Origin of the sequence: Nocardia sp. NPDC051832 (assembly GCF_040681285.1) — a bacterium.
Classification (GTDB): domain Bacteria; phylum Actinomycetota; class Actinomycetes; order Mycobacteriales; family Mycobacteriaceae; genus Nocardia.
In genome coordinates, this window is record NZ_JBFAYL010000003.1 from 1,571,569 (window position 1) to 1,583,659 (window position 12,091).

At 67.1% G+C, this 12,091-nt stretch carries 11 protein-coding genes and 1 other RNA gene; 8 read left to right on the forward strand and 4 right to left on the reverse strand.

All coding sequences use genetic code 11. From position 1 onward, the window contains the following. Positions 1 to 69: 69 nt before the first annotated feature. The 3 genes from AB0M14_RS24985 to ssrA form a co-directional block, all read right to left on the reverse strand. On the reverse strand, positions 70 to 1,182 hold the full coding sequence (locus tag AB0M14_RS24985) for a class I SAM-dependent methyltransferase (protein WP_364998723.1): 1,113 nt from the start codon (positions 1,180 to 1,182) through the stop codon (positions 70 to 72). Between the two features lie 5 nt (positions 1,183 to 1,187). Further along, entirely contained in the window at positions 1,188 to 1,550 is a 363-nt protein-coding gene (locus tag AB0M14_RS24990; RefSeq protein WP_364998725.1) for a cupin domain-containing protein, read from the reverse strand. Between the two features lie 242 nt (positions 1,551 to 1,792). Further along, positions 1,793 to 2,164: a transfer-messenger RNA gene (gene ssrA, locus AB0M14_RS24995) on the reverse strand. A gap of 215 nt (positions 2,165 to 2,379) precedes the next feature. On the opposite strand from ssrA, the gene AB0M14_RS25000 reads away from it, so the two are divergent. Genes AB0M14_RS25000 through AB0M14_RS25025 form a run of 6 tightly spaced genes read left to right on the forward strand, consistent with a single transcriptional unit; the run spans position 2,380 to position 8,618 of the window. Next, the gene (locus AB0M14_RS25000; protein ID WP_364998727.1) at positions 2,380 to 3,165 is read left to right on the forward strand and encodes an ABC transporter ATP-binding protein; all 786 of its coding nucleotides are present in this window, start codon (positions 2,380 to 2,382) and stop codon (positions 3,163 to 3,165) included. After that, the gene (locus AB0M14_RS25005) at positions 3,162 to 3,959 is read left to right on the forward strand and encodes an ABC transporter ATP-binding protein (protein WP_364998729.1); all 798 of its coding nucleotides are present in this window, start codon (positions 3,162 to 3,164) and stop codon (positions 3,957 to 3,959) included. Before AB0M14_RS25000 ends, AB0M14_RS25005 begins: the two co-directional genes overlap by 4 nt. After that, a complete protein-coding gene (locus tag AB0M14_RS25010; protein WP_364998730.1) occupies positions 3,956 to 5,176 on the forward strand; it encodes an AMP-binding protein in 1,221 nt (406 codons plus the stop codon). Before AB0M14_RS25005 ends, AB0M14_RS25010 begins: the two co-directional genes overlap by 4 nt. Further along, positions 5,173 to 6,111 (forward strand): branched-chain amino acid ABC transporter permease, encoded by a 939-nt coding sequence (locus AB0M14_RS25015; protein ID WP_364998732.1) that lies wholly within the window; start codon positions 5,173 to 5,175, stop codon positions 6,109 to 6,111. Before AB0M14_RS25010 ends, AB0M14_RS25015 begins: the two co-directional genes overlap by 4 nt. Beyond that, a complete protein-coding gene (locus AB0M14_RS25020) occupies positions 6,108 to 7,286 on the forward strand; it encodes a branched-chain amino acid ABC transporter permease (RefSeq protein WP_364998734.1) in 1,179 nt (392 codons plus the stop codon). Before AB0M14_RS25015 ends, AB0M14_RS25020 begins: the two co-directional genes overlap by 4 nt. 27 nt (positions 7,287 to 7,313) lie before the next feature. Beyond that, on the forward strand, positions 7,314 to 8,618 hold the full coding sequence (locus AB0M14_RS25025; RefSeq protein ID WP_364998736.1) for an ABC transporter substrate-binding protein: 1,305 nt from the start codon (positions 7,314 to 7,316) through the stop codon (positions 8,616 to 8,618). 82 nt (positions 8,619 to 8,700) lie between these two features. On the opposite strand, the gene AB0M14_RS25030 is transcribed toward AB0M14_RS25025, so the two are convergent. Beyond that, on the reverse strand, positions 8,701 to 9,957 hold the full coding sequence (locus tag AB0M14_RS25030) for an MFS transporter (RefSeq protein ID WP_364998738.1): 1,257 nt from the start codon (positions 9,955 to 9,957) through the stop codon (positions 8,701 to 8,703). A 347-nt stretch (positions 9,958 to 10,304) separates the two neighbouring features. On the opposite strand from AB0M14_RS25030, the gene AB0M14_RS25035 reads away from it, so the two are divergent. Further along, the gene (locus tag AB0M14_RS25035) at positions 10,305 to 11,141 is read left to right on the forward strand and encodes an alpha/beta hydrolase (RefSeq protein WP_364998739.1); all 837 of its coding nucleotides are present in this window, start codon (positions 10,305 to 10,307) and stop codon (positions 11,139 to 11,141) included. Positions 11,142 to 11,168: 27 nt separating this feature from the next. Continuing rightward, a complete protein-coding gene (locus AB0M14_RS25040) occupies positions 11,169 to 12,071 on the forward strand; it encodes an alpha/beta hydrolase (RefSeq protein ID WP_364998740.1) in 903 nt (300 codons plus the stop codon). Positions 12,072 to 12,091: the final 20 nt, after the last annotated feature.

Here is a 12,091-nt window from a genome sequence, read left to right on the forward strand (position 1 = left end):
AGCCCGAACAGCTGAGCACAACTACTCGAGCGGACCGGACCAAACCTACTCAGCGCCCGCTGAGACAGCCTATTTCCGTGCGATGTAGTAGCTGTTGAAGATGTCGGCGTCGATGTGCTCGACGTCGACGGAGGCGAATCCGGCCTCGTGCAGCATGCGGGTTGCGACCTGCTCGCCCCACATGGTGCCGAGTCCGTCGCCGTCGAGCGCCAAAGACACTGTCATGCAATGCATTGTGGAGATGGCGTACATGCCTGGGCCGAGCGGCAGGTCCATATTGTCTTCCAGATTGCTGGAGGCCTGGATGTCGACCATCAGGAAGGTGCCGTCGGGTTTCAGTGCTTCGGCGATGCCGTGCAAGACCTGCGCGGGGTGGGCCTGATCGTGGATGGCGTCGAAGGCGGTGATCAGATCGAACTCCTCGGACACTCGGAGGTCGGTGACGTCGCGGACCTCGAAACTTGTATTTGTCACGCCCATTGCCGCCGCTTCGGCGCGGCCGGACCCGACGCCTTCTTCCGAGAAGTCGTAACCGACGAATCGGCTGGCGGGAAACTCCCGGCCGAGCAGGTTGAGGGCGTGCCCGCTGCCGCAGCCAACATCCGCCACGGCGATGCCTTCGCGCAGCCGCTCGGGCAGGCCGGGGACGAGCGCGATGGTGGTGTCGATGAGCGCGACATCGTGAATCGCCGCGCTCTCCTCGGCCATGAGCTGTTGGAAGCGACCGTATTTCGAGTAGGGGACGCCGCCGCCGTTCCGGAAGCAGTCGACGATCTCGGACTCGACGCTCGCGGCCAGCGGGATGTACTGCGCGAAGGCCGCGATGTTCTCCGGGCCCGCCGCCCTGGTGAGTGCGGCGGCATGCTCCGGGGGCAGCGCGAAGGTGCGAGCCCCTGGCTCGTAGTCGACGATCTTGCCCACGGTGAGCGCGGACAAGCATTCCCGGACATAGCGCTCTTGCAGATTCGCCGCGCGGGCAATGTCCGCGCTGGTCGCGGGCGGCAAGGTCCGCATGACATCGAACAAGCCGGTCTGATGGCCGATGCTGACCATCAAGGTCAGAAATCCGTCGTTGACCAGCTCCAGCATGCGAGCGCCGAAAGCCTCTGCCCGCGCCGCGAATTCCGCATCCGTAGCGCTCGCGGGCTCAGCTGTGGTTCGGACCTGTGTTTCGCTGGACATGGCAACTACCGCTTGGCATAGTCGGCGAAGCCCTGCCAGTCGAGCATCACGCAGGCTTCATCGCCCACCACCCACGCATCGTGCCCCGGCGGCGCGATCATGAAGTCGCCCGCGCCGAACTCTTGCTGCTCGCCGTCGTCCATCACCACCACCATCCGCCCAGCCAGGCAATACCCGGCATGCGTGGCCTGACAGCTGTCGGTCTGCGCGATCGGTTTGACGTGCTCCGACCAGCGCCAACCAGGCTCGAACACCGCCCGCCCCACCGGACCGCCTTCGAGATTGACGAGATCAAGTCTCCCTTTGCCCTCCTCGAAGGGCCGTGTTTCCTCAGGTGCATCAAATGTTCTACGAACCAGACCAGACATGGCCGTTCTCCTGTTGATCGCAAAGCGACAGCTGGCAATAGCCGAGAACTTGCCCGACCGACTGTTCGTGGACCACGGGCCACCGCCGCTGAAAGACACCCTCCCCGCTCATGTATCGAAAACGCGTACGCACCTTGTTCGATCCAAAGTGACGTGCATCACATGTTAAGCCTGTGGGCTGGCGGTAGCAAGATAGCTGCCGGAAAACGGGGAAGGCCCGGTCCTGGTGGACCGGGCCTTCTCGGTGGAGCTGCCGGGAATCGAACCCGGGTCCTCCGCCGTGTCTTCAGGGCTTCTCCGTGTGCAGTTCGCTAAGTCTCTGCTCGGATCTCCGGGTCTCGCGAACAAGCTCGGATGACGATCCCAGTCACTGTTCGATGTCCCGTCCAGATCCGTGACCGACCTGGACGGTAATTCCCTCTAGCTGATGCCAGTACCCGGGTCGAGGGACGAACCCGGACTGACAGACACGCTTCGCTACTTAGGCAGCGAGAGCGTAGTCGCGCTGATTGGAATCGGCGCTTAATTGGTTGCAGCGACGCTTACGGTGGTCTCTTGCCTGCACCGACACGCTTCCCCTGAATCGACGTACGCAGTCGAAACCGTTCAGCCCCGTACGTGCCCGCACCGTGCGGGCTAGTCATGTTAACACTGCCCGCGGCGGGGTTCATTCCCATTATTTCGGCGTGGTCCGGCCGCTCACGGCCAGGTTTTGAGACGGCTCCGCCTCAGATCTAGCAAAACGGACATATCGCCGTTTGGCGGCAGGTACTGTGCCGTCTCAACTGCGTAGGTGAATGTGGCGCAGCGCACATTTAGGAGCGCCCGAGTGCTGGAAGTTCGGGACCTGCAGGTTGTCTACGAAGACGTGATTCTGGTGTGCCGCGGCGTCTCGCTCGAGGTCCCTGAGCAGGGCATTGTCGCGCTGCTGGGTGCGAACGGGGCGGGCAAGACCTCCACGTTGCGGGCCGTCACCGGACTGCTCGGCGTCCATCGCGGCCGGATCAGCGCCGGCTCGGTGGCGGTGGACGGCGCGGATCTGACGTCCGCGAACCCCTCGCAAATCGTGGCGGCCGGTGTCGGACAGGTGATGGAGGGCCGGCGGGTGTTCGCCGGGTTCACCGTCGAGGAGAACCTGCGGGCCGGCGCGCACACCCGAAAACGCGCGACCGTCGCGGCGAGCCTGGAGCGGGTCTACGAGATGTTCCCGATCCTGGCCGACCGGCGCGAGCAGCGCGGCGGGCTGCTCTCCGGCGGGGAACAGCAGATGCTGGCGATCGGGCGGGCGCTGATGGCGGAGCCGAGATATCTGTTGCTCGACGAGCCGAGCCTCGGTTTGGCGCCGCGGGTGGTCGAGCAGATCCGCGACCTCATCGTGCGGATCAACGCCGAAGGCACCGGTGTGCTGTTGATCGAGCAGAACGCGGCGATGGCGTTGTCCATCGCGACGCACGGCTATGTGCTGGAACAGGGCCGGGTGGTGATGGATGCCCCGGCGGCGGAGTTGTCCGCCAACTCCGACATCCAGGAGTTCTATCTCGGACTCGGCGCGGAAGGCCATGTCTCGCTGCGCGACCTCAAGCACTACAAGCGGCGCAAGGGGTGGGCGGCATGACCGCATTGCTCGAGGTCAGCGACCTGAGCCTGAACTTCGGTGGCACCAAGGCGCTTTCGGAGGTGTCGTTCGAGGTGGAGCCGGGGGAGTTGCTGGCGTTGATCGGGCCCAACGGTGCGGGCAAGACCTCGATCTTCAACTGCCTCAACGGGGTCTATCGCCCGCAGCGCGGCAGCATCACCCTGGACGGCCAGGAGCTGACGGGCCGGACACCGGACGCGATCGCCCGGCTCGGGGTGGCCCGGATGTTCCAGAACATCGAACTCTTCGACAACCTGACCGTGCTGGACAACATCAAACTCGGCCGCCACCTCCAGCTCGGGTACGGCCCGGTGGCGGCGGCGCTGCGCCTGCCCAAGGTCCGGCAGGGTGAGCGCGCCGCCCGGCTCTTCGCCGAAGGACTGATCGAGTTCCTGGAGTTGCAGCAGGTGCGCAACCAGCCGGTGGGCTTGCTGCCGTACGGCGTGAAGAAGCGAGTGGAGCTGGCCCGGGCGCTGGCCATGGAACCTCGATTGCTGCTGCTGGACGAGCCGGTGGCGGGCATGAATGTGGAGGAGACCGCGGATATGGCGCGGTTCATCCTCGACGTCCGCGCCGACCTGGAGCTGGCGATGATCATGGTGGAGCACGACATGCGCCTGGTGATGGATCTGGCGGATCGAATCATGGTGCTGGACTTCGGTGTCAGGATCGCGCTCGGCGCACCGGCCGAGATCCGCCACGACCCAGCGGTGCTCGCCGCCTACCTGGGCGGAGCCGCCGAAACGACCGCGGACCAGGAGGTTACGGGGTGACGGCGGTATCGACAGCCGCGGCGGAACAGGGTTCGGCGCTGCACCTGCTGGCCGCCCAGCGCGCGGCGCGGACGCCGGACGCCGTGGCGATGCGCGCCAAGAAGCTGGGCATCTGGCAGCAGACCTCCTGGGCCGACCTGGACGACGAGCGGCGGCTGATCGCGCACGGGCTGGCCGATCTCGGTGTGGGCGCGGGGGACCGGGTAGCGATCCTGGCGGGCAATCGGCCCGAATGGGTGTACGCGGAGCTGGGCGCGCTGTCGGTGCGGGCCCTGTTCGTCGGCCTGCACCCGGAGACCGCCGGCGGCGCGCTGGAGCAGATGCTCAACGACGCCGCGGTCCGCGTGCTGATCGCGGAGGACCAGGAGCAGGTCGACAAGGCGCTGGACACCGGGTGCCCACGGCTGCGCTGGATCGTGTACCTGGAAGACCGCGGAGTGCGGGAGTACTCGGATCCTCGGCTGCTCTCTTATGCCGAGCTGCGGGAACGGGGTGAGCGGCAGCGGACGGCGCACCCCGAGCTGCCGGCCGCCGAGCAGTCGCCGGATGCCGTTGTCGCTTTGGTCTTTCCACCGGGCGGCGGCCCGGAGGACTTGGCCCCGGCCCACCTGCGCGGCACCGATGTCACGGCCGTATTGACTGCTCTCCGCGCCGCGGTCCCAGACCTCGGCGGTAACGATGTCGTCCTGCCGGGACTGTCCCTCGCCGAGCCCGCCGAACGCGCGGTGACGGTATGGACCAGCGTGATCTGCGGGGCCGTCCTGCATTTCGCCGAGTCCTACGACACCCTCGCCGTCGATCTCGCGGAGGTGCAGCCGACAGTGCGCCTGGCCCCGGCGGCGGGCTGGCAGCGCATCTTCAGCGGCATCGAGAACCGGATGTCCACGGCCTCCCGGTTCAAACGCGCCTGCTACCGGCTGACGTCGAGAACCGCCGATCGTATTGCCGCCCAGCGTGACCGCGGACCATTCGCCCGGCTGATGTTCGCGGCCGGATACCTGGCAAGCGGGCGCGCGCTGCGCGACAAACTCGGACTGCGCAAGACCCGCGCCGCGTTCTGGAGTATCGCTATCCCGGGAACCGCGCTGCCGCACGATATCCCACCGGATCCGGACACCGCCGCGTTCTTCCACGGCTTGGGTGTACCGATCACCCGTGTGCCGCCCGCCCGCACCGACGCATCCGACCCGACGGCGAATCCGGACACCCCTGCATGAACGAACTCCTCCAATCCCTGATCCGCGGCGCCGGATTGGGCGGCATGTACGCGACGATCGCGGTCGGATTCGTGATCATCTTCCGGGCCACCGGAGTGCTGAACTTCGCGCAGCCGGTCTTCATGATCTTCGGGACGCTGTTCTCCTACTATCTGGTGGATTCGGCCGGGCTGCCGTTCCCGCTCGCGGCGGTCGCCGCCGTGGCCGCGGTCGCGGCCATCGCCACGGCGACCGAGCGAATCGCCATGCGGCCCATGGTCGGACGTCCGGCCTTCTCCGCCACGCTGGTGACTGTCGGGTTGTTCGCCGCCGGAATCGTGCTGGTGCACAAGCTGTTCGGGGCGAAGGTGATCACCTCCGGGGATCCCTGGGGACTGTCGAACTTCTGCCTCGGCGGGCATCGGCCGGCCGACAGCGTGGTCGCGGCCTGCGTCGACGGCGTGACAGTGAACTACACCGACCTCTTCAAGGTGATCACCGCGCTCGGAGTGATCGCGGCGCTGGTGCTGTGGCTGGAACGGTCCCGCTACGGACTGGCCATGCGGGCCGCCGCGATGGATCAGGAAACCGCCATGGCGCAGGGCATCGATGTCGGCCGGGTGTTCTCGCTGTCCTGGGCCCTGGCCGGCGCGCTGGCCGCGGTGGGCGGGATCCTGCTCGGCACCGCGCCGGGCGGGGTCGAGGCGGCGGCGGTGCTGATCGCCTTGAAAGCGTTGCCCGCCATCATCATCGGCGGCCTGGACTCGATCACCGGTGCGCTGGCCGGCGCGATGATCGTCGGGCTGGCCGAGGCGCTGACCAAGACCTACCAGCCCGATATCGCGCCGTGGCTGGGCGCCAATTTCGACGTGGTCATGCCCTATGTGCTCATGTTCGCGGTGCTGCTGATCCGGCCGCACGGGTTGTTCGGCGCGAAAGAGGTGCAACGCGTATGACAGCGACCATCCCGGCTCCGCCGGACAAGCGCACCCGCACCACCGTTCCCCGGGCCGTGCGCCGCGGCCGGCCGCGGCTCTACACCTCCTACGCGCACGCCGAGAGCGCGTGGAATACCGCCGCGAAGGCCTGGTGGATCGGTGGCCTGCTGGTATTGACGCTGCTCGCACCGTTTTTCGTGGCCAAGGACATCACCAATCTGCTGACCCTCGCCGCCATCTACGCGATCGGCGGGATCGGGCTGAACATGCTGACCGGGTACGCCGGACAGGTATCGCTCGGTCACGCCTTCTTCGTCGGGGTAGGCGCTTATACCGCAGCGGTTTTCGGCGGCGCCGGGACCAAAACCGTGTACGGCCTGGGTTTGGACATGGTGCTGTGGCTGCCGTTGACCGCGGTGATTCCGGCGATTCTCGGGCTGCTGGTGGCGCCCCTCGCGGCGCGGGTGCGCGGATTGTATTTGGCGACGCTGACGCTCGGCCTGGTGATGATCGGCGAGCACGTCTTCAAGGAGTGGCATTCGGTCACCGGCGGCGGCGGACTCGGGCGCGCGCCCGCCCCGCCGGTGCTGTTCGGCGCTGACCTGCGCAAGCCGGTACGGGTCGCCGGGGTGCTCATCAATGAGCAGCGCGCGCTCTATCTCATCGCCCTCGTGCTGCTGGTGGTGCTGGCGGTGCTGGCCCGGAACCTGATGTGTTCCAACGTCGGCCGGGCTTTCGCCGCCGTCCGGGACCGCGATGTCGCCGCCGAGATCATGGGCGTCCGGTTGCAGCGCACCAAGACGCTGGCGTTCGTGGTCTCCTCCGCCTACGCCGGGGTTGCGGGCGGCCTGCTGTCGGTGGTGATCGGCCGGATCAGTCCGGAACGCTGGAATCTGCTGCTGTCCGTGGACTTTCTGGCCATCGTGCTGATCGGCGGCGCCGCGACCATCACCGGGTCGATCATCGGCGCCTGCTTCGTGGTGCTGCTGCCGCGGGTGCTGGAGGAATTCACGCACGCGGTGCCGGCCATCACCTCCGAGGGCGGACAGATCCTCGGCTTCACGCTCGACGAGTTGAAAACGATCCTGTTCGGCCTGCTGATCGCCGGGGTGATCGTACTCGAACCGAGGGGCATGTTCGGGCTGTGGCTGCGCATCCGCAACTACTTCCGCACCTGGCCGTTCTCCCACTGATCAGCAGTAGTGAAAGTAGGAAAGATTATGGGAGTCAGCATCATTCGACGGCTCGCCGTCGTGCCCGCCGTCGCCGCGCTGGTCCTGGCCGGAGCCTGCTCCAGCGCCGAGGACGAAGCCGGCGGCGCGACCGGGCCCGGCGTCACCAGCGAGCCCTGCCCGAACGCCGTCGACAAAGCCAAGGGCTGCATCTATCTCGGCGTCCTCTCCGACCTCGAGGGCGGCCCGTTCGCCGCGCTCGGCCGCGATATCAACGACGGTCAGCTGGCGTTCTGGAAGAAGGTCAACGAGGCGGGCGGTATCGGCGGCAAGTACGAGGTCGACATCGCCACCCACACCAAGAACACCTCCTATGACCCGCAGAAGCACGCCGAGGCCTACCAGCAGGTGGAGCCGAACGTGCTGGCGCTGTCGATGAGCCTGGGCACCATCCACACCCAGGCCGTGCTGGACCGGATGGACGCCGCCAACTTGGTGTCGGTCGCCGGAACCCTTTGGTCCGGTTGGCAATTCAAGAGCATCGACAAGGGCCTGCTGCTGGAGACCGGCTACTCCTACTGTTCCGAGGCGATCATGGGCCTGGACTGGCTGGCGCAGAACAAGACCAAGCCCACCAAGCTCGTATCCGTCACCTACAAGGGTGATTACGGCGGCGACTACGCGACCGGCGCGAAGAAATGGGCCGAGGCGAACGGTGTGCAGGTCGCCAATCAGATCCAGACCGGACCCAACGCCGCCGTCGGCAACCAGGACGGCGCGGTCAGCCAGATCATCGCCGCGGCACCGGATGTCGTGATGCTCGCGACCGGACCCGCCGAAGCGGGCGAGATCATCGGCAAGGCGGCCGCCGCCGGATACAAGGGACGCTTCCTCGGTTCCGGGCCCACCTGGAACGGCGGCCTGCTGAAAAGCGCTGCCGCACCGGCCATCACGGCGCTGTACAACTCCACCTCGCCGGTCGACGGTTGGGACGGCACCAGCGAGGCCGCCAAAGCCGCCAAGGCCGCAGCCACCAAAGAGCCTGCCACTTGGGGCTTCAGTGCGGGCTGGGCCTTCTCGTACCCGATGAAAGCGCTACTGACCAAAGCCCAGGAGAACGGCAAGCTGAACCGTAAGGGCATGCGCGACACCGTCGACGGACTCGAGGTCGACTTCCAAGGCGGCGCTCCCAAATACACCTACGGCTCGGACAAGCCCGATCTCACCAAGCAGCGCGCGATCGTCGGCGCTCCCGACGCCGCCTCCCCGCTGGGCACGAAGACCCTGCTCACCGATTACCACGGACCCACCCAGGACAAGGTCACGCTGAGCGAACCCTGCGTGCAGCCGTAGCGGCGTCGCTACTCGGCAGGCCCATGCCTGCCGGGTAGCCTCCGCAGGCCGGAGCCCGGCGGATTCGGGTGCGCTGCAACGATTAAGCGCTCGGGGCGTCGACCCCGTGACTTGCGGCCTCGTGGCGGGTGAGGGCGCGGACACTGGGGACGAGGAGTGCGCCCGCGATCGCCAGCACGACGAGCCCGGCCAGGCCGGTGAGAGTGGTGGCCGTGCCGAATTCGGCGGAGAGGGGGCCGACGGCGATTTCGCCGAGCGGGATGGCAATGAAGGAGCCCAGGGCGTCGTAGGAGTAGACGCGGGCCAGACGGTCCGGGGGAACGTTCTCCTGGACCGAGACGTCCCAGGCGACGGTGAACTGTTCGATGGTGATCCCGGCGAGGAAGTAGGCCGCGAGCAGCGGGATGAGCATTGGTGCGTGGGCCAGCGTCAGCAGGGGGATGGCCTCGACCGTGACCAGGACGGTGCCGAAGAGCAGGGCCCGGCGCGGCTGCCAGCGGCTGGCGAGGATGCCGCCGAGTAAGGCCCCCGCCGTCTGCGCACCGAGCACGATGCCCCAGGCGAAGCGGCCGATGGTGGCGTCGGCGACGGCGGGGCCGAGGACATGGGTACCGCCCATCAGCGCCGCGTTCACCAGCATGAAGGCCAGCACGATTGCCCATACCCAAGTGCGCGAGGTGAATTCGGCCCATCCGGCGCGCAGTTCCGCCAGCGGCGCGGTGCGGACGGAGGGGGCGACGCGTGGAACCCGGACTCGGGTGTAGAAGAACGCCGCGACGGCGAAGATCACGGCGGTCACCGCGATCGCCCAGCCCGGCCCGGCCAGTGCGGCGAGCATGCCGCCCAGTGCGGCGCCGGTGATCATGGCGGCGTTGATGCCGATGCGGACGACCGCGTTGGCCTGGCGAAGCAGGGTGGGCGGCACGGTCTGCGGGGTGAGCGCCGCCGCGGCGGGCATCGACACGGCCGCGACCGCGCCGTTGACGACGCTGAGGACCAGCAGCAGCGGGATCGAGGCGAAGCCGAGCAGCACGGCCAGTGCTGTCGCGGCCTGCGAGAGGGCCGCGGCGAGGCTCGCGCCTTGCAGAATCACCCCGCGCGGCAGCCGGTCGGCGAGGACGCCGCCCATGAGGATCAGCACGACGTTGGCGATCGATCGGGCGCCGACCACCAGACCGAGGGCGGCCACGGACCCGGTGAGGTCCAGGACCGCGAACGCGAGCGCGACCGGTGCTATGGCATTGCCGATGTAGGTGGTGATGCGGCCGACTGCCAGGCGGCGGAACATCGGCTCGCGGAGCGGCGCGAGCATGCCGGGCTCGGGTGCGCGTATCGCCATCGCCACCGCCGTTCGATCTCGTCGAGGGCGACGCGGCCCCCGATCACCGGACCACCCTACCGATTCGGAGGACGAGTTCGACGGGCTCCGAAGAAGATTCATCCCCTGAATCTCGAATAGTTGAGCCGGGCTACATGATTGGTTGCCGGTTTGCCGCTTGTTGCATGGTAGCTGAAGGCTGAAGATTTATTGGAACACCCGAGCGTGCAATGACTCTGTCGCTGAACGCAATTCGGTTCGGACCCGCGTGTGGCGCACATCACAGGAATGGTCCGATCAATTCTGGATCGGGCGCTCGTCTACATGAAAGCAAGCATCGAATACCCCTGCCATGAAAGGTCATACCGATGGAAACCATTACCACGCGCACGGGCATCGAGCTCGCCTTCGATCGCGTTTCCGGTGGCGACTCCGGAACTGTGATTCTGATCGGTGGTGCGTTCAGCTACCGGCAGTTCCCGAAACTCGTCGCGCTGTCGGAGAAACTGGCGGACGAATACCAGTTGACGGTCATCAACTACGACCGGCGCGGGCGCGGTGACAGCACCGATTCGCCCGGGGTGTACGACGTCGACAATGAGATCGACGACCTCGCCGCGCTGGTCGAGGCGGCCGGCGGCCGGGCCGCGCTGTTCGGCTGGTCGTCGGGCGCGGGCCTGGCCTTGCGGGCCGCGGCCTCGGGCCGGGTGCCGGGGATCACCAAGGTCGTCGCCTTCGAACCGCCGTTCGTGGTGGACCACGAGAACTTCGTGCCGCCCGCGGGGCTGGCCGAGCGGCTGCACGCCCTGATCGCCGCGGACAAGCGCGCCGAGGTGGTGCGGTATTACATGACGAACGGCATGGGAATGCCGCGTGTCCTCGGCTGGCTCATGCCGCTGACGCCGATGTGGAAGAACCTGCTGGCGACCGCGCCGGCCGCCGCCCACGACTGGGCGATCATGGGTGAGTTCATGCGCGGCGAGCCGCTGCGGCCCACCGATTGGGCGGGCGTCGAGGTGCCGACGCTGGTCATCTCCGGCGCGAAGAGCAATGCGCTGTTGCGCACCGCCGCGCGAGCCATCACCGAGGTGCTGCCCGACGCCCGGCATCGGGAACTGGCAAAACTCAGCCATAACCCGGATATCGACATCCTCACGCCGGCCGCGGGCGAATTCCTCGCCGGTGTGGACCGGACCGTGGCCTGAATCAGAACCGGAACTGAGAAAGAAACCATGAGAACCCATTCCAAAGCGCTCGCATCCATTGCCGCGCTCGCCCTGTCCGCAGTACTTGTCACCGCGTGCGAATCATCGAGTGAATCCACCGGAAGTACCACGGCTTCGGAAATCCGGAAATCCGATGCGCCCAGTGCGGACGGTAAAGGCTTTTATGCCGAGATCGGCGGCGGTCGGCAGTACTATGAAATTCACGGCACCGGAAAGCCTTTGATTCTCCTGCATGGCGGACTGACCGACTCGAATTCCACCTTCGGCGCCCTCGTTCCCGAGTTGGCCAAGTCCCGCAAGGTGATCGCGGTAGATTTGCAGGCCCACGGCCACACGCCCGACCGCGACCGTCCCCTGCGCTATGAGACGCTGGCCGACGACGTCGCCGCGCTCATTACCCACCTGAATCTCGGGCAGGCGGACCTGCTCGGCTACTCCCTGGGCGGCGGTGTCGCCCTTCAGGTGGCGGCTCGCACGCCGGATCTGGTGAACCGGCTGGCCATCGTCTCGGCCCCGTACCGCTCCGACGGCTGGCTGCCCGAAACGCGCGCCGGAATGGCGGCCATGGATCCGGAGGCGCTGCGCCAAACCCCGATCTTCCAGCTCTACAGCAGTGTCGCCCCCGATCCCGGCGGTTGGACCGCCCTGGTCACCAAGACCAGGCAGCTCCTCACCGAGGACTATGACTGGACCGCCCAAGTGGCCGAGGTCCAGGCTCCGGCCTTACTGCTGACCGCCGAATCCGACGCCCTGTCCCGGAAACACGCGACCGACTTGGTCTCCCGGCTGTCGAAATCCGGCGCTCAGCTCGAAATCCTGCCCGGAACAACGCATTACGACGTCATGTACCGAGCCGACCTGCTGCTGCCGCTGCTCACCCGCTTCCTCGACACCCCCGCCACCCGGTAGGCGTGAGTGGCGCCTGGCCG

Bases quoted from the DNA above. Each gene is read 5' to 3' on its own strand.
- AB0M14_RS24985 (WP_364998723.1), bottom strand. From the start codon at position 1,182: ATGTCCAGCGAAACACAGGTCCGAACCACAGCTGAGCCCGCGAGCGCT.
- AB0M14_RS24990 (WP_364998725.1), bottom strand. From the start codon at position 1,550: ATGTCTGGTCTGGTTCGTAGAACATTTGATGCACCTGAGGAAACACGG.
- AB0M14_RS25005 (WP_364998729.1), top strand. From the start codon at position 3,162: ATGACCGCATTGCTCGAGGTCAGCGACCTGAGCCTGAACTTCGGTGGC.
- AB0M14_RS25015 (WP_364998732.1), top strand. From the start codon at position 5,173: ATGAACGAACTCCTCCAATCCCTGATCCGCGGCGCCGGATTGGGCGGC.
- AB0M14_RS25020 (WP_364998734.1), top strand. From the start codon at position 6,108: ATGACAGCGACCATCCCGGCTCCGCCGGACAAGCGCACCCGCACCACC.
- AB0M14_RS25025 (WP_364998736.1), top strand. From the start codon at position 7,314: ATGGGAGTCAGCATCATTCGACGGCTCGCCGTCGTGCCCGCCGTCGCC.
- AB0M14_RS25030 (WP_364998738.1), bottom strand. From the start codon at position 9,957: ATGGCGATACGCGCACCCGAGCCCGGCATGCTCGCGCCGCTCCGCGAG.
- AB0M14_RS25035 (WP_364998739.1), top strand. From the start codon at position 10,305: ATGGAAACCATTACCACGCGCACGGGCATCGAGCTCGCCTTCGATCGC.
- AB0M14_RS25040 (WP_364998740.1), top strand. From the start codon at position 11,169: ATGAGAACCCATTCCAAAGCGCTCGCATCCATTGCCGCGCTCGCCCTG.